The organism is Burkholderia sola, from assembly GCF_905400185.1.
GTDB lineage: Bacteria > Pseudomonadota > Gammaproteobacteria > Burkholderiales > Burkholderiaceae > Burkholderia > Burkholderia sola.
This window is the reverse complement of record NZ_FR989677.1, coordinates 1168099-1189905: the sequence shown is the minus strand read 5'-3', so window position 1 is coordinate 1189905 and position 21807 is coordinate 1168099. Positions and strand designations below refer to the sequence as shown.

15 protein-coding genes and 1 pseudogene are annotated in these 21807 nt (G+C 65.0%); 11 read left to right on the top strand and 5 right to left on the bottom strand.

Features of this window, described 5'->3' with window-relative positions:
- Nucleotides 1–377: 377 nt before the first annotated feature.
- Entirely contained in the window at nucleotides 378–1682 is a 1305-nt protein-coding gene (locus tag KR541_RS35305) for an Nramp family divalent metal transporter (protein ID WP_216090198.1), read from the top strand.
- A gap of 43 nt (nucleotides 1683–1725) precedes the next feature.
- Here the strand turns inward: KR541_RS35305 and KR541_RS35300 are convergent, their stop codons facing one another.
- Nucleotides 1726–2004: a hypothetical protein gene (locus tag KR541_RS35300; protein ID WP_089490231.1), complete on the bottom strand. Its 279-nt coding sequence runs from the start codon at nucleotides 2002–2004 to the stop codon at nucleotides 1726–1728.
- 479 nt (nucleotides 2005–2483) lie between these two features.
- On the opposite strand from KR541_RS35300, the pseudogene KR541_RS35295 reads away from it, so the two are divergent.
- Nucleotides 2484–6638, top strand: a pseudogene (locus KR541_RS35295) (CheR family methyltransferase).
- Between the two features lie 163 nt (nucleotides 6639–6801).
- Complete coding sequence (locus tag KR541_RS35290) at nucleotides 6802–7806, top strand: chemotaxis protein CheB (RefSeq protein ID WP_050016084.1); 1005 nt, start codon at nucleotides 6802–6804, stop codon at nucleotides 7804–7806.
- A gap of 33 nt (nucleotides 7807–7839) precedes the next feature.
- On the opposite strand, the gene KR541_RS35285 is transcribed toward KR541_RS35290, so the two are convergent.
- Complete coding sequence (locus tag KR541_RS35285; RefSeq protein WP_089490232.1) at nucleotides 7840–9132, bottom strand: NRAMP family divalent metal transporter; 1293 nt, start codon at nucleotides 9130–9132, stop codon at nucleotides 7840–7842.
- 178 nt (nucleotides 9133–9310) lie between these two features.
- Nucleotides 9311–9913 (bottom strand): TetR/AcrR family transcriptional regulator, encoded by a 603-nt coding sequence (locus KR541_RS35280; protein WP_050016079.1) that lies wholly within the window; start codon nucleotides 9911–9913, stop codon nucleotides 9311–9313.
- 416 nt (nucleotides 9914–10329) lie between these two features.
- Here KR541_RS35280 and KR541_RS35275 point away from each other — a divergent pair, with 416 nt between their 5' ends.
- The 3 genes from KR541_RS35275 (at nucleotide 10330) to KR541_RS35265 (ending at nucleotide 12835) form a co-directional block, all read left to right on the top strand.
- Nucleotides 10330–10917, top strand: a complete 588-nt coding sequence (locus KR541_RS35275) for a tetratricopeptide repeat protein (protein WP_050016077.1) — start codon at nucleotides 10330–10332, stop codon at nucleotides 10915–10917.
- Between the two features lie 120 nt (nucleotides 10918–11037).
- Nucleotides 11038–11865: a hypothetical protein gene (locus KR541_RS35270; RefSeq protein WP_050016075.1), complete on the top strand. Its 828-nt coding sequence runs from the start codon at nucleotides 11038–11040 to the stop codon at nucleotides 11863–11865.
- A 178-nt stretch (nucleotides 11866–12043) separates the two neighbouring features.
- Complete coding sequence (locus tag KR541_RS35265; RefSeq protein WP_050016071.1) at nucleotides 12044–12835, top strand: hypothetical protein; 792 nt, start codon at nucleotides 12044–12046, stop codon at nucleotides 12833–12835.
- A gap of 145 nt (nucleotides 12836–12980) precedes the next feature.
- On the opposite strand, the gene KR541_RS35260 is transcribed toward KR541_RS35265, so the two are convergent.
- Nucleotides 12981–13925: a LysR family transcriptional regulator gene (locus KR541_RS35260; protein ID WP_050016070.1), complete on the bottom strand. Its 945-nt coding sequence runs from the start codon at nucleotides 13923–13925 to the stop codon at nucleotides 12981–12983.
- Between the two features lie 180 nt (nucleotides 13926–14105).
- Between KR541_RS35260 and KR541_RS35255 the strand changes: the two genes are divergently transcribed.
- The 4 genes from KR541_RS35255 to KR541_RS35240 all read left to right on the top strand — a co-directional run bounded on the left by KR541_RS35255 (nucleotide 14106) and on the right by KR541_RS35240 (nucleotide 20284).
- Entirely contained in the window at nucleotides 14106–15029 is a 924-nt protein-coding gene (locus KR541_RS35255; RefSeq protein ID WP_050016069.1) for a dihydrodipicolinate synthase family protein, read from the top strand.
- Nucleotides 15030–15263: 234 nt separating this feature from the next.
- Nucleotides 15264–16706: an MFS transporter gene (locus KR541_RS35250; RefSeq protein ID WP_050016068.1), complete on the top strand. Its 1443-nt coding sequence runs from the start codon at nucleotides 15264–15266 to the stop codon at nucleotides 16704–16706.
- Nucleotides 16707–16893: 187 nt separating this feature from the next.
- Nucleotides 16894–17967: a porin gene (locus KR541_RS35245; protein ID WP_050016067.1), complete on the top strand. Its 1074-nt coding sequence runs from the start codon at nucleotides 16894–16896 to the stop codon at nucleotides 17965–17967.
- 235 nt (nucleotides 17968–18202) lie between these two features.
- Entirely contained in the window at nucleotides 18203–20284 is a 2082-nt protein-coding gene (locus KR541_RS35240; protein ID WP_050016066.1) for a putative bifunctional diguanylate cyclase/phosphodiesterase, read from the top strand.
- Between the two features lie 74 nt (nucleotides 20285–20358).
- Here the strand turns inward: KR541_RS35240 and KR541_RS35235 are convergent, their stop codons facing one another.
- Nucleotides 20359–21156 carry a thioesterase II family protein gene (locus KR541_RS35235; RefSeq protein ID WP_089490238.1) on the bottom strand — a complete coding sequence of 266 codons (798 nt, stop codon included), beginning with the start codon at nucleotides 21154–21156 and terminating at the stop codon, nucleotides 20359–20361.
- 329 nt (nucleotides 21157–21485) lie between these two features.
- On the opposite strand from KR541_RS35235, the gene KR541_RS35230 reads away from it, so the two are divergent.
- Nucleotides 21486–21695, top strand: coding sequence for an MbtH family protein (locus KR541_RS35230; RefSeq protein WP_050016062.1), 210 nt, complete (start codon nucleotides 21486–21488; stop codon nucleotides 21693–21695).
- Nucleotides 21696–21807 lie beyond the last annotated feature (112 nt).

Here is a 21807-nt window from a genome sequence, read left to right as displayed (position 1 = left end):
GCGGTGCTGGCTGGTGCGGGCTGTGTAGCGGCAGCGGTTTCCCGTCGACGCCGGCAGCGTTCGTTGAGTGGCGCGCGTATCGCGACGGCAGGCGACAACGGCCGGCGAGGCACGGACGCGCGCCGGATGGAGACGGCGCGACCGGGTCGCGAGGCGTCGCTTCTCGCGAACGGCGCGGACCGCTGTCGATGCACGGATGCGGCACGCGGGAAGGGTGGAGTCGACGGCAATACGAGCGCGCATCGCATGACCTGAAGCCCTCGTTGCCGGATTTTCAAGCAGTTGTCATTTCGGCGGCATGGGCCGTACCACGCCGGGCAAGGGTGCGGCGCGGCGCGTCGGCACGCACGTGATGGCGGCTTTGCAAAGGAGTGCAGATGGCGACGCTCGACAGGAACGCGGCGACGGAGCGCACCGCGATGGACATGCGCGAGGTGTTTGCCGGCCGACGGCGCGGGCCGCGGGCGGCGCTGCCGTTCGCGGGGCCGGCGATCGTCGCGTCGGTCGCCTATATGGACCCCGGCAATTTCGCGACGAACATCCGGGCCGGCGCGCAGTTCGGTTACACGCTGCTCTGGGTGGTGCTGATGGCGAACGGCATCGCGATGTTGTTCCAGTCGCTGTCCGCGAAGCTCGGCATCGTCACCGGCCGGAATCTCGCGGAGCTGTGCCGCATGCATTTCCCGCGGCCGCTGGTGTTCGCCATGTGGGTCGCGAGCGAACTCGCCGCGATGGCGACCGAGCTCGCCGAATTTCTCGGCGGCGCGATCGCGCTGTCGTTACTGTTCGACCTGCCGACCTTCGCCGGGATGTTCGTGATGGCGCTCGCCACCTACGGCATCCTGCTGGCCGACCGGAACGGGTTCCGGCCGATGGAAATCGCCGTGGGCATATTCGTCGGCGTGACCGGTCTTTGCTATCTCGCCGAGATGTTCATCGCGCCGGTCGCGTGGGCCGACGTCGCGTGGCATGCCGTCGTGCCGGAATGGCCGCGCGGCGATGCGTTGATGGTGTCGGTCGGCATTGTCGGCGCGACGATCATGCCGCATGCGCTGTATCTGCACGCCGGGCTCACGCAGCGACGCGCGGCGGGGCTCGACCACGCGCAGCGCCGGATGATGGTGCGCTTCTCGGATCGGGAAGTGATCGTCGCGCTGTCCGTTGCGGGTGCGATCAACATGGCCATGATCGTGATGGCGAGCGCGGCGTTTCATGCCGACCATCGCGATGTCGTGGAAATCGAAGCGGCGTACCGGATGCTCACCCCGTTGCTCGGCCCGGCCGCCGCGACCTGCTTTCTCGTGTCGCTGATGAGCGCCGGCATCTCGAGTTCCGTCGTCGGCACGATGGCCGGGCAGATGATCATGCAGGGTTTCGTCGGGTTCCGGATTCCGGTCTGGCTGCGCAGGCTCGTCACGATGGCGCCCGCGTTCGTCGTCGGGATGGGCGTCGATTCGATGCAGGCGCTCGTGATCAGCCAGGTCGTGCTGTCCGTCGTCCTGCCGGTGCCGATGCTGGCGCTGATTTACTTCTGCGGGCGGCGTGACGTCATGGGCGCCTTCGCGAGCGGACGTATCGCGCGCTGCGCCGCGCTTGGCGCGACTGCCGTCGTCGTCGGGCTGAATGCCGTGTTGCTGGCGGGGCCGATCGGCGCGATGGCGTTGCGGTTGGGCGGCAACTGAACGGCCCGAGTGTCAGCGTCCGGACGATCGTGGCAGCCCGTGTTCAGCGCGCTTTCAGCATTTCGTCGGCGAGCCGATAGGCGCTGACCGCGCGCTTCGATTCGTAGTCGGCGATCGTCGACACGTTGCGCCCGGCGTCGCGCGACAGCAAGCCTTGCAGCGCGGCGGCGGCGAAGAAATCGCGCAGGTCCGGCGTCGCGGATTTCGGCTCCGGCGGAGTGGCTTCGACGATCGGCCCCGCTTTCCAGAAAACGGGCGACGGCGTGGCTGCCTTGGAGACGGCGGCGGTTTGCTTGCTCACATCCTGGGAAAACGGCGTCATTTCTTCCCCTTCGATTCAGTATCTGTTGGCGAAGCAGCGTAACGTCCCCGATTGCGTGGGCGAGCATCGTTTCGTCTTGTTTTTGAGCGGTACTAACCACTTGATCGACGCGAATATTCGCCGGTAATACGGCATCCGTCAAAGGAAATAAATTGAATCCGACGGGCCGACGCACGAGCACGATTCGTTCCCGGTGGGGATCGGCGGGAGGCATCGTGTTGCGCCAACCGACGGAAATGGTATGTCGGCACGAATGACGTTCCGGCGACACACCCGCGTGCGGGCGTGGCGCTCCGCCGCACGAGGGTTGCAAGCCTCGCGTCAGGCGCCCGGTCGCGCTTTCCGGTGCCGTACAATGCGCATGGAAGCGAAGGGAAGTATCGCCAGCGGGATCGTGGGACGGCCGGACGAGGGCGATGCGACCCGGCACCGATCGGCGCCTGGCGCATCATGTTCCGCAACACCATCAGGAGAATTCAATGGCACGGCAAGCGCCTACGCACAAGGAGCGGCCTCCATCGCCCGCGACGTTGAAGAGCGATCTGTCGTTTCCGGTAGTGGGCATCGGTGCGTCGGCAGGCGGCACGATGGCCTTGCAGACCTTTTTCGAGAGCGCGCCGACGGGCATGGACATGGCGTTCGTCGTCGTCGTCCATCTCGCGCCGGAACAGGTCAGTCATATGGACGCCGTCCTGCAGCGCACGACGGGCATGCCGGTGCATCAGGTGACGTCCACGGTACCGATCGAGAAAAACCATATCTACGTGATCGCACCGGGCATGCAGCTCGAGATGTCGGACGGTTGCCTTCGTTGCCGCAGCCGTGACCCGTCCGACGAGGTTCCGTTCACGATCGACCACTTCTTTCGGACGCTGGCGGACGCGCACGACTGGCGCGCGGTCGGCATCGTGATGTCCGGCACCGGCTCCGACGGCGCCGCGGGCTTGAGCCGCATCAAGGAGGCGGGCGGCATCACGCTCGCGCAAACGCCGGACGACGCCGAGCACGCGGAGATGCCGCAGCACGCGATTGCGATGGCGCGCGTCGATATCGTGCTGCCGGCGGCCGAGATGCCGCAACGGTTGCTCGAACTCTGGTCGAATGCGCGCCGCATCGAACAGCAAAGCCTCGAATTCGCGCAATCGCTGCACAACGTCGATCGGCCGACGGTCAACGATCCCGAACGGGCGCTCTCCGACATTCTGATGCACCTGAGGGTACGCACCGGCCACGATTTCAGGCTGTACAAGCGGGCGACCGTGCTGCGACGTATCGAGCGGCGCATGCAGGTCAACGGCCAGCGCGATCTCCTCGCGTATCGGGATTTCCTGCGGGCCACGCCGGAAGAAGCGAACGCGCTGCTGGCGGACATGCTGATCGGCGTGACCCAGTTCTTCCGCGACCGCGAAGCCTTCGATTTCCTCGAACGGGAAGTGATCGGCTCGTTGTTCGCGTCGGAGTCCGGCGAGGAGCAGGTACGCGTGTGGGTGGCCGGATGCGCGACGGGCGAAGAGGCGTACTCGATCTCGCTGCTGCTGGCGCGGGCGCGTGAGGCCGCGATGTCGAGCCAGGCCATCCAGGTCTTCGCGACCGATATCGACGAAGCGGCGATCGTCCGCGCGCGGACCGGTTCCTAGCCGCTGTCGATCGCGAGCGACGTGCCCGCCCCGCTGCTGCAGCGGTATTTCACGCGAGAAGGCGCGCACTACGTGATCGCGAAGGCGGTACGCGAACGTATCCTGTTCGCGGCGCACAGCCTGCTGCGCGATCCGCCGTTCTCGCATCTCGACCTGATCTCGTGCCGCAACGTGCTGATCTATCTCGAGCGGGCGGTGCAGCGGCAAATCCTGGAGCTGTTCCATTTCGCGTTGCGCCCCAACGGCTATCTGTTCCTCGGCACCGCGGAGTCCGCCGACGCGGCGGACGATCTGTTTGTCGTCGTGGACAAGAAACGCCGGATCTACCGCGCACGCGTCGTCACGCATCGCGCGAAGCCGGCCACGGGCTTTCCGCCGCTGTTCCAGGTCGAATCCGGCGCATCCGACGAGCGGGCCGCGCCGCAGCCGCCGTTGCGCGTGCCGGCCAGCCCGGCCCAACGCAACTTCTCCTATTCGGAGCTCCATCAGCGCGCGCTCGAAACGTATTCGCCGCCGAGCGTCATCATCGACAAGGAATCGAACGTCGTTCATCTGTCGGATAACGCGGGCCGGTTCCTGCGGCACGTTGGCGGCGAGCTGTCGAGCAACATCATGACGCTGGTGCTGCCGGATCTGCGGCTCGATCTGCGCACCGCGATTTTCCGTGCGCTGCAAACGGGCACGAGCGTCGAGGCGCGCCGGGTGAAATGGGCACACGATGCCCGCGTGTCGTGGATCAACATGACGGTCAGGCCGTTTCACGACAAGGTCGCGAATGCGGAATTCCTGCTCATCGTGTTCGACGAGGTGGCCGGCCGCATGACCGAGGAGGACCAGGTCGAGACGAGCGGGCAGGATCCGGTTCTGGCCCAGCTCGAACAGGAGCTGCAGCACAGCCGCGAGCAACTCGCGACGATCATCGAGCAGTACGAAACATCCGTCGAGGAATTGAAGGCGTCGAACGAGGAGCTGCAGGCGATCAACGAAGAGTTGCGCTCCACGAGCGAGGAGCTGGAAAGCAGCAAGGAGGAACTGCAATCGGTCAACGAGGAGTTGACGACGGCCAACGCCGAAATGCAGGCAAGGATCGAAGACACCGCGAAAGCGAACGACGACCTCCACAACATCATCGCGTCGAGCGAGATCGCGACCGTGTTCGTCGACAAGGAAATCCGGGTCAAGCGGTTTACGCCCAACGCCACCGCGATTTTCAATCTGATCGATACGGACCTGGGCAGGTCGCTATTTCATATTACCCACGCACTGCGGTATCCGACGCTGGCAGACGACGTCCGGCAGTCGTTTCAGTCGCTGCGGCTGATCGAGCGCGAGATCGAGAGCGAGGCTGGCCGGTGGTATCTGATGCGGTTGCTGCCCTATCGGACGGCGGACGATCACATCGACGGCGCGGTGATCACGCTGATCGACATCACCGACCGGCATCACGCGGAAGAGGCGGCGCGGGCAGGCGAGCAACGCCTGCGTCTGGTCGCGCAATCGACCAAGGACTACGCGATCATCATCCAGGACGGCAACGGGTCCATCGTGAGCTGGAACGCCGGAGCGGAACGCATCTTCGGCTATACGGAAGAAGAGATGATCGGCCAGGACGTGGATCTGATCTACGAGCCGAGCGACCGACAGGCGCTCGTGCCGACGCGCGAGCGCGACATCGCGACCCGCGAAGGGCGCGCGGACGACGAACGCTGGCACCGGACCAAGGACGGACGGCGGATTTTCTGTAGCGGCGTCGTCACGCCGATTTCCGATACGTCGTTCAACGGCTTCGCGAAGATCGTGCGCGACATGACGCTGCGCAAGCAGAGCGACGACGCGAACCGCGAAGCGCTGGCGCGGGAACAGGCGGCACGCGAGCAGGCGCTCAGTTCGAGTCAGCTGAAGGACGAGTTCATTGCGGTGTTGTCCCACGAGCTGCGGCATCCGCTCAACCTGATCGGCGTCAAGTCGGAAATGCTGCCGCGCCTGCCGGAGACGCGTGACATTCCCGCCGTGCGCGACGCCGCGGATTCGATTCGGCAGGCCGTGCGCGCACAGGCGCAGATCATCGACGACCTGCTCGATCTGTCGCGCATCCAGACCGGCAAGCTCGCGCTCGAGCTGGGCCGGGTCGATCTGACGGCGATGTTGCGCAGCATCACGGATACCTGCGAGCTCGACGTGCACGCGCGCGGCCTGATCCTGCAAACGGAGCTGCCGACGGAGCCGGCCATCGCGCTTGCCGATTCGGTGCGATGCGAGCAGATCTTCTGGAACCTGATGTCCAATGCACTCAAGTACACGCAGCCGCACGGCGAGATCGTCGTGCGTCTCGCGCATGAGGGCAAGATGCTGCGTGTCGACGTGATCGACGACGGGCAGGGGATCGACGAAGATACGCTGCCGCATGTCTTCGACATGTTCCGGCAGGCGCCGCGCGACCGGACCCGCGGCGGTCTCGGTATCGGGCTGGCGCTCGTTCGGCAACTCGTCGAAATGCACGGCGGCCGGATCGCCGCGACGTCCGCTGGCCTGGGGTCCGGCACCACGATGACGGTATGGCTGCCGGCCGCACCGATCGAGCGCGCCGTGCCAGCGGGCGGCGGCGTGCCGGAGGGGAATATCGCCGGCCTGCGCGTGCTGCTGGTCGAGGACGATGAGGAGACGGCGATGTCGCTCACCGCGCTGCTGGAACTGGCGGGGGCGGTGGTCCAGACCGCGAAAAACGGAGCCGCGGCGTTGGCGATGCTGCAGGAGGCGTCCGTCGATGCGATCGTGTCCGACATCGGGCTTCCCGACATGGACGGCTACGAGTTGCTTCGCCGCATCAAGGCCGATCCCCGATGGGCCACGCTCCGGACCGTTGCGCTGACCGGCCGCAATCGCCAGGACGATGTCCGGGCCGCGGCGGAAGCCGGCTTCGACAGCCATCTGTCAAAACCGCTCGATTTCGGGATGTTGCTCGCGGCACTCGGCGACGCGCGTCGGGACACCCGATGACGGCCGACGGCCCGCGCGTGCGTCGCGGGTCGTTCGGGCGCGGCTGGCCACGGCGGCGTTTCCGGCAATCGCCATTCGACCCGCATTGCGGCATGCGGGGCCGCCCGTGGCGGAATCCCGGTTCAGGAACCCGATTTGCGGCTATCTCCGCAAAGGGGGGTCTATGGATCGTCGAGATATCGTCGTAATCGCATCGTCCCGAGGCGGTCTCCCGGTCCTCCGGACGCTGGTGGCCGGCGTCGCCGCGGATTTTCCGGTGCCGATTTGCATCGTGCAGCATATTGGTCGACATCGGACGATGTTGCCGGAGCTGCTGTCGCGATGGGGTACGCTGGATGCGAGCGTGGCGCTACAAGGGGAACCGCCGCAAGCGGGCAGAATTTACGTGGCGCCGCCCGACCGGCACATGATCGTGCGTGACGGAAATCTATGGCTGCTCGATACCGCGGCCGAGAACTTCGCCCGACCGGCCGCCGATCCGCTGTTCCGGTCTGCCGCCCGCGAATATGGCGCCGGTGCGATCGGCGTCGTCCTCAGCGGCGATCTCGATGACGGCGCGGCCGGCCTGGCGGCGATTCGCGCACGGGGCGGCTACGGTATCGTTCAGGACCCCGACGAATGCGAAGCGCCGTCGATGCCGCGCAGCGCGCTGGCCGCGACGGGAGCCGATGCGGTCGCAAAAGCCGGGGAACTGCCGGGGACCATTCATGCAGCGGTCTACGGCGCATGTGTGAAGGAGCAGCGGAAAATGGCAGACTTGCGCGACCTGGACCATGAGAGCCGGATAGCAGAGGACGGCCTCGTCGACCCGGGACTGCTTGACGAGATCGGGACGCGTTCCGCCCTCACGTGCCCCAGTTGCAACGGCGTGCTCTGGCGCATGCGCGACGAACGGCCGTTGCGATATCGATGCCATACCGGGCATGCGTTCTCCGTGCTTTCACTCGACGACGCCGAGGCCCGGAAAGCGGAGGATGCGATATGGGGGGCCATCCGCGCGGTTCACGAGCGCATGATCTTTGCGCGCGAGCGCCAGGAATGGGCGCGCCGCACGGGCAACGCCGAGGACGTCGCGATCGAACAGGCCCGCATCGACGAAAACCAGCGGCTCGCGGACGTGCTGCGCAATGCGGTCGGCACGGCGATAAACAGGGGCGAACTGGAGTGAGCGCAGCGAGCCGTGCCAACCGCGCCGCAGGCTTTATCCCGGTACGAACACGCCCAGCGCCGCGATCGCCATCGCGAGCGTCGCGATCCATCCGCCCCACGCAAGCGTGCCGCTGACGGCGAACTCCCCCATGACGCGTCTGCTTCGCGCCATCAGCATCATCACGACCATGATCGGCACGGCGCTTACCCCGTTGATGACGGCGCTCCAGTAAAGCGCGCGGATCGGGTCGAAATGCGTGAACGTGAACGCGATTCCGCCGACGATCGCCAACACGATCACCGCATAGAATTCGGGCGCGACGCCCAGCTGCAACGCGAGACTGTTGCGCCAGCGGAACGTGCCGGCCGCCGCATACGCGGCCGATCCCGCGAGCACCGGCAGCGCCAGCAGGCCGGTGCCGACGATGCCGAGCGCGAACAGCACGTACGCGAAGTGACCGGCAACCGGCTCGAGCGCCCGCGCGGCGTCCGCGGAAGTCTTGACGTCGATGTGATGCGCGTTCAGCGTGGCCGCCGCCGTCAGCACGATGAAGAACGCAATCACGTTCGAGACGCCCATGCCGAACCACGTATCGAAGCTGATCCGGCGCAACTGCGCGGGCGCCTGACGCGGCATGCGTCGCAGCGGCCGCTGGTTCGGCGCGGCGCGCAATTCCTCGACTTCCTGAGACGCCTGCCAGAAAAACAGATACGGGCTGATGGTCGTGCCGAGCACCGCGACGACCGTGGTCAGATAAGCGGCGGTCAGTTGCGCATGGGGCTGCACGATCGCGCGGCCGACCTCGGCCCAGCTGACGGGCACGATGAGGGCGACCGCGACATACGCCAGCAGCGTCAGCGCGGTCCATTTGAGCAATCGCGCGTAGCGGTCGTACGGAACGAACACCTGCAGCACGACCGACACGCCGCCCAGGCACACGATGTAGAGCTGTTGCGGGCCGGGCAGCAACAAATTGACGGCCGCGCCCATGGCCGACAGGTCGGCGGCGATGTTGATCACGTTGGCCGTGATCAGCAGCACGACCGTCCCGTACAGCAGCCATCGCGGATAGTGCGTGCGCATGTTGGACGCGAGACCCTTGCCCGTCACGCGGCCGATTCTCGCGCTGACCAGCTGGATGGCCGTCATCAGCGGGTACGTCAACAGCAGCGCCCACAGCAATTCGAAGCCGAACTGCGCACCCGCCTGCGAATACGTGCCGATGCCGGAAGGGTCGTCGTCGGCGGCGCCGGTGACGAGGCCGGGACCGAGACGCCGGACCCACGTGGCCGCATTCGGGGCGGGCTCCGTCGGCTCCGGCTGGAGAAAATCGTTGTCGTTCATGATCGCGGCCTCCCGGGAGTCCAGCAGGCGCAATCGCCGTGCCTGGTCGGGCGCGTCGCGCACTGGCGGCCCGGGCGGGCGTTACGGCCCGTTCGACTTCGCGATGTCGCCTGCGTCGACCTTGCCCGGCGCCTTCCCACCGACGGTTTGCCTGCAATACGACGGCGCGCGACCTGCGTTACGTCGGGCTAGCCGCACCGTCGGCGGCCGGAACCGTCGCGTGCATCGCCTGTTCGAGCAGGGCGTGCGCGGCTTGCCACGCGCGCGCGGCAGCCGCGGAATCGTTGAACGCCCGTGCCTCGACCGTGGCGCCGTCCAGCAGCATCATGAAGACCGTTGCCAGCCGGTTGGCGGCTTCGGGCGGCACGAGGGCCTCGATCAGTTCCGCGATCCATTCGACCATTTTGCGGCGATAGCGGATCGCGACATCCGAGATCGGCGCATAAGCGGTGCCGAATTCGGCCAGCGCGCGCTCGAACAGGCAGCCGGCAAATTCGGGTGTCCTGAACCACGCCGCGTACCAGTCGAAGATGGTCTTGACGCGCTCGACCGGATCGGCGACGTGCTGCAATTGCGCGGCGATGCTGCCGACGATCAGGTCGTAGCGCTGGACCAGCACTTCGCGGATCAGCTCGTCCTTGCTCGCAAAATGCCGGTACAGCGTCATGCGGGCGACACCGGAATCGTCGATGATCCAGTCGACGCCCACCGGATGGAATCCGTGCCTGGAGAACAGTTCGGTCGCTTTGTCTACCACCAGCTGGCGTTTGTTGGCTCGCACGAACGGCTTCCTCCTCGATGTTTCAGCAGCATAGACCGATTATTCTAGCATCATGCTGTTCGACGAAATCGGCCTCCCGGCGCGGTCGGATCGCATTGTCGCCCGGCGATCTTCGCGTGCGGCGCCGGTCATCAAGTCATCTTGACTATTGGATAGACCGATATGTATCATTTGAATCCAGAAAGCATCGATCAGTATTGCGGGGATTCAGGAGGCGGAACACGGGGCTGCGTCCCGCTTGCTGTTTTCCGCCGCATCGGACGCTGCAACGATGTTTCAAGCCGAAAAGAGAACCTGAGAGAGCCTCGGTGTGCGAGCCCGCGGAACGTCTTCGCTGCGCGTCGCACCGCCGGGGGCATGCTCGCGGGCGAGCGCGCGAAGCAATACGGCGCCAATGAAACGTGAGGAAAGTACCCATGTATCGCCGTTTACTCGCACCGGGGCTGCTGTTGCTGCTGGCTGCGTGCGCGCAGGATCCGTCGGTTACCGCCGGCACGGTACGGATCTGCGACGACACAGGTTGTTCTTATCGCCCTAAAGATCAGGTCTCCTATCAAAAAAGGGGCGATGCGGAAGACCGGGACGATCCACGCATCGCCGCGCTCAAGCAAACCGCGAAGACCCAGCCGAAGGCCGCCCACGACCTCGGCCTGCGCTATTTCCGCGGCGACGGCGTGCGCCAGGACAGCTACCAGGCGCTCAAGTGGATGCGCGAGGCCGCCGAACGCGGCGACCTGAACGCGCAAAAGGCGCTCGGCAGTTTCTACCTGTTCGGTCTCGAGGAAATGGGCTCGGATGCGCGCGAAGCGGAGAAGTGGCTGTCGATCGCGGCCGGCCGCGGCGACAAGGAATCGAAGAAGCTGCTCGACCTTGCACGCAAGGCCAAGAAGGAAGACGAAGAAGACTGGAAATGGCGCACGCAATGGCGTGACGTCTATTACGGCTACTGGTACTCGGGCTATCCGTACTACGGCGTCTGGCAGCAGACGTACTGGTACTACTGACCGGGTATCGAGCAACGGGGCGGCAGCGGGGAGACCACCATCGCGCGCCACGCCGGGGGGCTTATCGAAGTTCGCACGAACACATAAGCCGAACAACGACGCTAATCGATCGATAACGACATGAAGACCAACCTTTCCCAACGTCTCACTCAAGGCGCGCTGGTTGCAGCGCTTGGCGCGTCCGTCGCGGGTTGCGGCGGCGTGGTGACGCCCGGCGGGCAGAACGCCGGCGTGACAGGCGCGGCGGCCGGCGGCGCGAGCGCCGGCGCCGATTCGCAACTGCAGCGCTGCCCGTCGCCGCTCGGCACGATCGCGGTCGACGACGGCCGCAACGCCGACTGGTGGGGCCAGTTCGGCAGCGCGACCAAGGTGACGAGCATCGATCCGCTGCTGCGGCTGGCGGTGCAGCAGTCGAACTGCTTCGTGATCACGTCGATCGGCAACCAGAAGAGCGACGCGCGCCTGTCGCGCATCACGCAGTTGCAGCGCAACTCGGGCGAATACCGCGCGGGCTCGAAGCAGCAGAAGGGCCAGCGCGTCGCGGCCGACTACTACATGGAACCGCAGATCGTGATCAACGATTCGCCGATCGGCGGGATCGGCAGCATGATCGGCGGGCTGATCGGCAACAGCGCGGTGGCGGCGGTGGCGGGCCACCTGCAGACGAAGGCGTCGGTGGTGACGCTGACGCTGTTCGACGTGCGCTCGGCGGTGCAGATCGCGGCGTCGGAAGGCAGCTCGACGGCGACCAACTACGGCGCGGCGCTGGGCGGCTTCGGCGGCGGGGTGGGCGGCGCGCTGGCGGGCTTCTCGTCGACGCCGGAAGGCAAGGCGACGGTCGTCGCGTTCATCGACGCGTACAACAAGATGGTCGTCGCGCTGCGCAGCTACAAGGCGCAGGACGTCAAGGGCGGGCTGGGCCGCGGTGGGCAACTGCAGGTCAATTGACGTCGCCGGGCCGGCGGGGGCCGCCGGCCGACTCCTGATTTCTGATTTCTGATTCTTGATTCTTGATTCTTGATTCTTGATTCTTGATTCTTGATTCTTGATTCTTGATGGTCGGTGCGCGCGGCGTGATTCGCGCGTACGGGCTTCGTTCGTCCCGTTCGTTTGGAAGGTGATCCCGATGAAAGCCGTTGCACTGATCGCATTGACCTGCCTCGCGCTCACCGCTTGCGGTGGCGACGACAATTCCTCGCCGGCTTCGTCAGGCGGATCGGGGACGAGCAACAACGGCGGCAGCGGCGGGACGCCGACCACGGGCACATCCGGCGGCAATCCGGGCTCGCCGACCGCGTCGAACGTCGACTGTGATCCGATTTACCAGCAAGGCGATACCGTGCAGTTGCACATGTATACGCAAGCGACGTCGCAGAGCCCGTCGGTCGACAACGGCGTGTACACGCGGACTTACGCGCCGGCGACGTTCAATGGCGTGGCGCTCGTGCAGCAGGCCGAAACGACGCCCGGTTCGCCGATTCAGACCAATCACTACTACCTCGTCGGCAACGGCGTACGCACGAACTACGGCGGCGAGGTTTACAGCGGCAGCACGCTCGTGTTGCGGGACGTGAACTCGCCGCCCTATGTCGAGACGATCGGGCTCGCGGGAAGCGAGACGGTGAATTACGTGGATACGCCCGTCGTTCCGTCGGGCGGCGCGCAAACGTCCGTCTCGATCCAGCGGACGTACGTCGCGCGCGAAACGGTCAGCCTCCGCAACGGCAAGGTCTTCGCGAATGCTTGCCACTATCACACCACGGAGACCTTCACCAACTCGGCGTTGACGAGCAACACGACCGCGGACGACTGGCTCGCGCCGGGCGTCGGTCTGGTCAAGTCGGTCGCCAACGTCGGCGGCACGCAGATCATCACGCGCGAACTGGAAGCGGCGACGGTGGGCGGCAAGTCGTACTAAAGGTCGGCGCGAGATGGGCGGCGCGGATGGAGAAATCGCGCACCGCGCCGTTCGCCGCGCAAGCCGGCGCCCGACCACACGCAGCGCATCGCCGAGATCGACATCCTCACTCGATCCGGACTGCGAACGCACTGTGCCGAGCCGCTCAAATTGACCGCAGGAACGCGGCGGACACACCCAACCGAAGATCCGGCGAGAGCGTGCGCGACCGGGCGATTTCCTTCGTGAGCTGCATGACCGTGCGGCAAGCCAGCGTCAGTTCGCCGTGCGGCGACATGGCAAGTGCAATGAAGCGCGGCACGGACGGATCGACCACCATCGACGCTTGCAACCGGCATTCCCGTTCGAGATTGGCGATCGCGTAAGGGCCCAGCAACGCATGAATGCCGCCATCGGCGACGATGTGCCCCTGCAGGCTGAGAGAATCGGCTTCCGCCGCGAAATTCAGCGACACCTGATGTTCGCCCGCGATTTGTTCGAGCCGCTCGCGCCAGCTATTGGGGCGGCAGAAAGAGACCAGCGGAATGCCATCGAGCCTCGAAAAAGCGATCGTGGGCTGACTGGTCAACGGATCGCCTTCCGCCCCCACCAGGTACGTCGCGGCCTCGACCAGATATTCGTCGCCGTTTCTCGGCGTCGGACTATTTCGAAACAGGATGGCGAGATCGACGCTGCCGTTCTCCAGCCAGGTTTCCAGCAACGCTCCTTGACCCTCGCGCACCTGTAACTGCACCAGCGGGTAACGCTCGCGAAGCCGATGGTAAAGGGTGCTGACAAGGGGATGGGCGGTGGAGGGCAGGATCCCGAGCCTGACCACGCCGATCGGCTCGCCCGCCGTGCTGCGGATGTCGTTGGACAACTGCTCCGTGCTGGCAAGCCACGCCCTCACACGCGGCGCGATACGCGCGCCCAACTCGGTCAACACCACGCCGCGCCCAGTCCGTTGAAACAGACGGCCGCCGCAGTACTGCTCGAGCTCGACGATCTGCCGGCTGATGTGAGGCTGGCTGGTCCCGTAAGCAATGGCCGTCTTGCTCAGGCTCCCGAGTTCCGCCGCGTCGATGAACAGCTTCCAGGCCGCATAGTCCACCGCGAAGCCTCCCGTAGATATGTCAAATCAGTATAGCTGAAATGCGCAATTGCGCCGTTCTCGCATGGGTCGTGCGTCCCTACACTGCAACGCATGCACCGTCGTTCCGGTTCGATGCGAAACGGACGGCGGGCTCTCCTCCCGGAAAGAGGAGCGGAAAAGCTCACATTTGGAGACGTCATGAAAGCGATCGATCTGCGCGGTTTGGTCCCGGCACCCGTTACACCTTTCACCCGCGAGGGCGCGGTGGACCATGCGGCAATTCAACGGCTGGGCGCGTGGCTTGGCGGCATCGAAGGCGTCAAAGGCCTGACGGTGCTCGGACATGCCGGCGAAGGCACGTTCCTCTCGCAGAAAGAACAGGCTCAAGTCATCGAAAGCTTCGTGAAGTCCGTCGACGGCAAGATTCCGGTGATCGCCGGTATCACGCTCGAAGGCACGGAAGTGGCGGTGGAAGAGGCGAAGCGCGCGGTCGAGGCCGGCGCGTCGGCCGGTCTGGTCTATCCGTCGCACGGCTGGCTGCGCTTCGGCTATCAGAAAGGTGCGCCGCAGGATCGCTACCGCGCCATCCACGAAGGCAGCGGGCTGCCGCTCATCCTGTTCCAGTACCCGGACGCCACCAAGGCGACCTACAACCTCGACACGCAGCTGGAGATCGCCGCGCAACCGGGCGTCTTCGCGATGAAAAACGGCGTGCGCAACATGCGTCGCTGGGACGTCGAGATTCCGATCATCCGACGCGAGCGTCCGGAACTGCAAATCCTCACCTGCCACGACGAGTATCTGCTCCACACGATGTTCGACGTCGACGGGGCGCTCGTCGGCTACGGCAGCCTGGCTCCCGAGCCGCTCGTCGAACTGATCAAGGCGGGCAAGGCGAAAGACTACGCGGCCGCCCGCGCGATTCACGATCGCCTGCTGCCGGTGACGCGTAACGTGTATCACCGCGGGTCGCACATGGAAGGCACCGTCGCGCTCAAGCACGGTCTGGTGGCCCGCGGCATCCTCCAGCACGCCACCGTGCGCTCGCCGCTGCTGCCGCTCGCGCCAGGCGCGGACGTCGAAATCGCGGACGCGCTTCGTTCGGCCGGCCTCGTCGACTGACTCGGGCGTGGCCCGTCCATAGCCGGATGACGACGGCGCAGCGCCGTCCGCTTGCCGTCGGCGTCGAGCAGTCGGGGCGGCGCGCGAAACCGCGTCGCGCACGCCGCCGCCGACAGGCTCGGCAAATGATAAAAAGGGCGCCGATGTCGCGGAAAACCACCAAGAAACGTGACCGGTGCCGCACAACAAGAAGCAAGCCGAAGGTTCATAAAATGCAGCTTTTCAGGAGACAGCATGAACACCCCTTCGACCGCCTGCGGCGTCGACCTTGGTCGATCCGCGAGCGAAACGCGTCCCATGAGCGAGCAACTGCGGGCGGCGAACCTGCTGTTCCGCATCGAGAACGTGCCGTTTTGCACGTGGCACACCCGGGCACGGATCGTCATGGGCAGCGCGACCCTGTTCGATGCGTTCGACGCACTGTCGCTTGCTTTCGTGCTGCCCGTACTGGTGGGCCTCTGGCATCTTTCTCCCGGCCAGATCGGCGTGCTGATCGCTGCCGGCTATCTTGGGCAGGTCGTCGGCGCGTTGGTGTTCGGCTGGCTGGCCGAGCGCCTGGGGCGCGTGCCGAGCGCCACCATTGCGGTGGGCGTCATGTCGGCCATGAGCGTCGTATGCGCGTTCACCGGCAGCTTTCACATGCTGTTTCTGATGCGTTTCCTGCAAGGCATCGGTGTGGGCGGAGAAGTGCCCGTGGCCGCCACGTACATCAACGAGCTGTCTCAAGCGCACGGCCGCGGACGCTTCTTCATCCTGTACGAACTGATTTTCCCGTTGGGCCTGCTCGCGGCCGCGCAGCTCGGTGCGTTCGTCGTCCCGCGCTTCGGTTGGGAATATATGTTCCTGATCGGCGGGATTCCCGGCATGGTCGTCGCGATCCTGATCGCACGCCTGCCGGAATCGCCGCGCTGGCTCGTTTCACGCGGGCGGTTCGATAAGGCCGAGCGCATCATCGAGCGGCTGGAAGCCAGCACGACGAAGCGCAACCTCGACACGCAGACTCAAAGGGCCGAGGTGGACGCGCGCGTGTCGGGCCTTATGACCGGACGACAGTCGAAGCGGAAGGGAACGTGGAAGGAACTGTTCTCGCCGTTCTACCGGGGCCGCACCGTCGTCGTGTGGCTGCTGTGGGCGAGCGCTTATTTCGTGGCCAATGGCATCAACAACTGGCTGCCGAGCCTCTACAAGACGGTCTACCATCTGCCGCTGCAAGCGTCGCTTCAGATGGCGTCGATCTCGAACGTCCTGAGTACGTGCGGCGTGCTTGCCTGCGCGCTGCTGATCGATCGGGTCGGACGCCGCCGGTGGGCAATGGCCTGCTTCATCATCAGCGCGGCCCTGCTCGCCGCACTGGGCATTCATGGCGCGGGCAGCGCGTGGTCCGTGATGTTGCTCGGATCGTCGGCCTATGCGGTGATGGCCACGACCACGGTCCTTCTGTACCTGTACACCCCTGAAATCTATCCCACCCGGATGCGCGCGATCGGCACCGGTCTCGCGACTTCGTGGCTGCGCGCGGCGTCTGCCGTCGCGCCGGCGATCGTCGGCGTCGTATTGACCGGAAGAGGCATCGCCGCGGTATTCGTCATGTTTGCCGTGGTCAGTGCGGTGGGCTTCGTCGTCGCCGCGCGCATGGTCGAGACGACCAATCGTTCGCTCGAAGAGATTTCCCCGTAGTCACTTGCATGCCTGACGGCGCCTTTCCCTGAGAAGCCTCGAGGGAAGGCGTTTCGTCGCTCGTCACGCCCGTGGCTTCAGCGACATGCTCGCAACAAGCGCCGCCGTCAAAGAGTAGTCCATCAGTACTGCTGACAGGATTGCCGCGGAAAAGGCCGCTCAAAAAATATGAATGGAGACAACCGAAATGAAAAAGACACGACAGGTCGTGGTGCGCGTGGCCGCCCGGCGCGTTGTCGGTACGCTCGGCGCGACGGCGATATTCGGCGCCGGTCTGGTATGGACCTCCGGCGGCGCACACGCAGACAGCGGCTCCCAGGTTCAGCTTTATGGCCTCATCGGCACCTACGTCGGGAGCATCAAACGCAGCGATACGCCGCGGTCCACGGTACTGATGGGAAGCGGCGGGCTGACCACGTCGTTCTGGGGAATCCGCGGCAAGGAAGATCTTGGCGGCGGCGTCGGCGCCATTTTCGTCCTCGAAAGCTTCTTTCAACCCGCCAACGGCGCGCTGGGACGCAGTGCGGCGGACCCGTTCTGGTCGCGCAATGCGTACGTGGGCTTTCAAGGCGACTTCGGCCAGTTGACCTTCGGGCGACAAAGAAACCCGGCCTATACGGCCGAATCCGTCGTCAATCCGTTCGGATCCTCGACCGTCTTCTCTCCACTCGTCCTGCAGACGTTCGTGACCAACTATGGCGGGACGATCATCGGCGATACGGTGTGGAACAACACCGTCAAGTACACGACGCCGGACTTCAACGGGTTCGGCGTCACCGTCATCTATGGTCTTGGCGGCGTGGCGGGCTCGCCTGGCGTCGGTAACCTCGGCGTTCACTTGAACTATCGAGGGCACGGTCTCACGGCCGTGTTGTCGGGCCAGCGCGTGCGCTATACCGCGGCAGGGCCGGTCGGCGCGCAGTACGCCTATCTGGCGGGCGCGGCATACGACTTCAAGATCGTCACGCTCTACGGCGCGTGGGCGATGACAAGCGACGCGCGTACGCCGACCGGCAGCCACACTTACGAGGCGGGTGTGTCGATCCCGTTGTCGCCGGCCGACTTCCTGCTTGCAGAGTGGGCGCGCACGAAGCGGTCCGGCCCGACCGAAGCGGCCCGCAGCCTGCGGAACACCGCGTCTGTCGGCTACAACCACCTGCTGTCGAAACGCACGGACATCTACGCGATTTACTCCTACGACAAGCTGAGCGCTCGCCCCACCGGCAACACGTTCGCGGCCGGCATTCGCCACACGTTCTGATTCCGTCCCGCCTCCTCCAGCGCCCCGCAGCGCTAAATCCTTCCCTGAACGGGAGGGCGCGTTTATGATCCGCCGCTGCAAGCGGTCGTCGTCGGAATCGCCTGACGCGTCACACCACCGGTCCATTCCTTCGGACACCGCTTTCCGTTTGTGCCCAACTTTCCCGCGAATCCGCGAAGCCCCCGGCTGGCCGGGGGTCTCGTTACGCCAAATCGAAAGCGATCTGTAAATAACAATGCTGCCGACAAGTTATAACGCGTTGCTCGTTCTTCTTTCGCTCCTGATCGCCATCCTGGCGTCCTACACCGTGCTGGACATGGCCGGGCGTATCAAGACGGCCGGCGGGCGCGCCGCACATGGGTGGCTGGTAGGCGCGGCCAGCGTGATGGGGGCGGGCATCTGGTCGATGCATTTCGTCGGCATGCTGGCCTTCGCGTTGCCGATTCCACTGGGATACGATCCGGCCATGACGGTGCTTTCGTTGCTGATCGCCATCGGCTGCTCCACGGTTGCGCTGTGGCTCGTCTGTCGGGGCACGCTCAGGTGGCACCGGCTCGGCGGCGGCGCGATGTTGATGGGGACTGGCGTAGCGGGCATGCATTACACGGGCATGGCGTCGATGCACATGTCGCCGGGCATCCGGTACGACCCGTTGCTCGTCTGCCTGTCGGTCGCGATTGCCGTCGTCGCATCGGGCGCCGTGCTGTGGATCGTATTCATTCGGCGAACCGGTTCGTCTCGCGTGCGCCTGCTCAATCTGGGGGCGGCGGTCCTGATGGGCGCCGCCATCGCCGGCATGCACTATACGGGAATGGCGGCCGCCCGGTTCCCGCTGGGCAGCATCTGCGGGGCCGCCGGCTCCAGCATGGATCCCGGCGGGCTGGCGCTCGTCATCGTCGTGGCCACGTTGGCGATACTCGCCATCGCGCTGATCGTTTCGGTCCTCGACCTGCGTCTGGAATCCCGCACGGCGGTACTGGCGACCTCGCTGGCCGAAGCGAACCAGGAGCTGACGTATCTGGCGCTGCACGACACCCTCACCAAGCTCCCCAACCGCGTGCTGCTCGAAGACCGGATCGACCAGGCGATCCAGAGCACCGACCGCGAGCACGGGTGTTTCGCGCTGATGTTCATGGACCTCGACGGATTCAAGGCCGTCAACGACGCCTATGGTCATCATGTCGGCGATCTGTTGCTGGTCGACGTGGCTCGGCGCATCGGCGCGAACCTGCGCTCGCAGGACACGATTGCCCGTCTGGGCGGCGACGAGTTCGTGCTCGTCGTGGCCGTGAACGAGCCCGCCGACGCGGCCGACGTGGCGGACAAGGTATTGGCGGTGATTCGGGCGCCGTTCCACGTGTCCGAACACGAATTGCGCGTGTCGGCCAGCATCGGTATCGCGCTCTATCCCGGCAACGGCAGCGATTTCCGCGAGCTGATGACCAATGCCGATGCGGCGATGTATCACGCCAAGGCGCTCGGCCGAGATGCGTACTGCTTCTTCGAGGCATCGATGAACGCGAATGTCCGCGAGCACTTGAAAATCGTGCAGGAACTCCGTCTGGCGCTGGAGCGGCATGAACTGGTCCTGCATTACCAGCCGAAGTTCGAAGTGCCCGATGGACCGATCATGGGCGTCGAGGCGCTGTTGCGATGGAAGCACCCGACGCGCGGCCTCATGTCGCCCGATCAGTTCATCTCGATTGCGGAAAAGACCGGATTGATCGTGCCGATCGGCGAATGGGTACTGGACGAGGCGTGCCGGCAGATGCGCGCGTGGCGCGATGCGGGCCGAACCGACTGGACGATGGCCGTGAACCTGTCACCGTTGCAGTTCGGTCACGCGAGCCTGATCCGGGTCGTGGAGGCCGCATTGCAGCGGCACGCGCTGGAGCCGCACTGCCTGACGCTGGAGATCACCGAATCGACCGCGATGCGCGATGCCGACGCCAGCCTGAGAATCCTGCAGCAGCTTCACGACATGGGGGTGCGAATTTCGATCGACGACTTCGGCACCGGTTATTCGAGCTTGCTGTATCTCAAGCGCTTGCCGGCCAGCGAGCTCAAGATCGACCGGGGATTCATCCGGGATCTCGAACACGATACCGAAGATGCCGCGATCATTTCCGCGATCGTCGCGCTCGGTCGGGCACTCGACCTGAAGATCGTCGCGGAGGGCGTGGAAACGACCGCGCAGCAGCAGTTCCTGACCCGGCTCGGCTGCAATTCGCTGCAGGGCTTCTTGCTCGGGCGTCCGATGCCGGCGGATCACTTCGTCGAAGTGACCGCGCAAGGCACGGCGATCAAGAGCATGTGATCGCGAGTCGGGGCGCGTCGCGATCGCACGGCGCATCTCCGCAACGGTCGATGACGGCAAGCGGGTCGCCCGCCCTATGGCTGGGGTATCGCGCAATCATCGGTGTCGCGCTGCCCCGCCTGCGCCAACGCCTGGCCGATTGCGTGCCGAACCGCGGCCGGATGGTCCAAAAGAAAGAAGTGCCCGCCATCGAACTCGCGGAAATTGACCGTGTGGTGCGACGCACGCAACCAGTCACGTTGCCCGGCCGGGCTCAGCAACGTGTCGTCGCGGCCGGAGAAAACCGTGACGGGGCAGGGTAGCGCGGTCGCGGACGGCAGCGGGAAGAACCGCTCGACGACGCGGAAATCCGCCTTGGCCAGCTTCAGCAGCATGGCTCGTAGCGCGTCGTGTTCCACCACTTCGCGGGGCGTCCCGCCGAGCGACACGACATAGTCGACGATCTCGGCGTCGGTGCGCAAATGGACCGGCATGCCATCGCGGTGCGCGTGGCGATGCGGGTAGAACGGCGCATCGGCGCCGGAGGCGCCGAGCCAGGCGGGCGGATGCCCGTGTTGCGCCATGTCGCACGCGAAACAGTATGCGATCAAGGCTCCCATGCTGTGGCCGAACACCGAATAGGTGCGCGGCAACAGCGGGCGCAGCGCGCGCAGGAAGTCGATCAGTTCGGGCAACGTATCGATCGCGCGAGCGCCCAGACTCCGGCCGCGGCCGGGCAGCTCGATGAGCCACACCTCGACGTCTTCCGGGAACGACGCCCCCCACCGATAGTAATTGGCCGCCGCGCCGCACGCGTGATGGAACACCAGCAGCCGATGCCGCGCCGTCGGGCGCGCGAGCGGAATGGTGAGAGTACTGGCTAGCAAGACCATGCTTCTGAACTCCGCCTAAAAACGAATCAAACAAAATACAAAACAATTGGGCCGATTATCGATTTATTCGCAAAGGCATATTCCGTCTATCTGTTCGCATATTTATGAAACAATTGGGTGGATTATTGGTTGCCGAAGAATATTATTTATCCTGTTTTCATGCAATAGAAATGTAATTGATTTAAGATGGGTTATGGTAAAGTCGGTTCGCTTCGATTTTTAGCGTGCTTGAGTCGTCGCCCGGTGCTGCCGGGCGCGCTGTTCTTATCGAAATATCGAATTATGTGGTGCGTGTGACACGCGTGATCGATTATTGAAACGAGAGAGACATGGAAGCCGAAACGCCGCAAAACGATGCCGTTTTCAAAGTGGTCGTCAATCACGAGGAACAATATGCGATCTGGCCGGACGACAAGCATGTGCCGGAAGGCTGGCGGGCGGTGGGCCCGTCGGGAAACCGGGATGCCTGCCTCGAATGGATCGGCGCCAACTGGACCGACATGCGCCCATTGAGCGTGCGGGCCGCACTGTCGAGATAATTATCGACGCTTCGCGCCACGAGCGCGCAATAAAAGATAAAGGAACGATGCGGCATTTCGCGGCCCGGTAACGGCGCGCGCGGGAGCACGTTTGCGTTTCGCCGAGAGAATC

Coding starts and splice junctions, on each gene's coding strand:
- KR541_RS35305 (WP_216090198.1), top strand. CDS start 378: ATGGCGACGCTCGACAGGAACGCGGCGACGGAGCGCACCGCGATGGAC.
- KR541_RS35300 (WP_089490231.1), bottom strand. CDS start 2,004: ATGACGCCGTTTTCCCAGGATGTGAGCAAGCAAACCGCCGCCGTCTCC.
- KR541_RS35290 (WP_050016084.1), top strand. CDS start 6,802: ATGGATCGTCGAGATATCGTCGTAATCGCATCGTCCCGAGGCGGTCTC.
- KR541_RS35285 (WP_089490232.1), bottom strand. CDS start 9,132: ATGAACGACAACGATTTTCTCCAGCCGGAGCCGACGGAGCCCGCCCCG.
- KR541_RS35275 (WP_050016077.1), top strand. CDS start 10,330: ATGTATCGCCGTTTACTCGCACCGGGGCTGCTGTTGCTGCTGGCTGCG.
- KR541_RS35270 (WP_050016075.1), top strand. CDS start 11,038: ATGAAGACCAACCTTTCCCAACGTCTCACTCAAGGCGCGCTGGTTGCA.
- KR541_RS35265 (WP_050016071.1), top strand. CDS start 12,044: ATGAAAGCCGTTGCACTGATCGCATTGACCTGCCTCGCGCTCACCGCT.
- KR541_RS35255 (WP_050016069.1), top strand. CDS start 14,106: ATGAAAGCGATCGATCTGCGCGGTTTGGTCCCGGCACCCGTTACACCT.
- KR541_RS35250 (WP_050016068.1), top strand. CDS start 15,264: ATGAACACCCCTTCGACCGCCTGCGGCGTCGACCTTGGTCGATCCGCG.
- KR541_RS35245 (WP_050016067.1), top strand. CDS start 16,894: ATGAAAAAGACACGACAGGTCGTGGTGCGCGTGGCCGCCCGGCGCGTT.
- KR541_RS35240 (WP_050016066.1), top strand. CDS start 18,203: ATGCTGCCGACAAGTTATAACGCGTTGCTCGTTCTTCTTTCGCTCCTG.
- KR541_RS35235 (WP_089490238.1), bottom strand. CDS start 21,156: ATGGTCTTGCTAGCCAGTACTCTCACCATTCCGCTCGCGCGCCCGACG.
- KR541_RS35230 (WP_050016062.1), top strand. CDS start 21,486: ATGGAAGCCGAAACGCCGCAAAACGATGCCGTTTTCAAAGTGGTCGTC.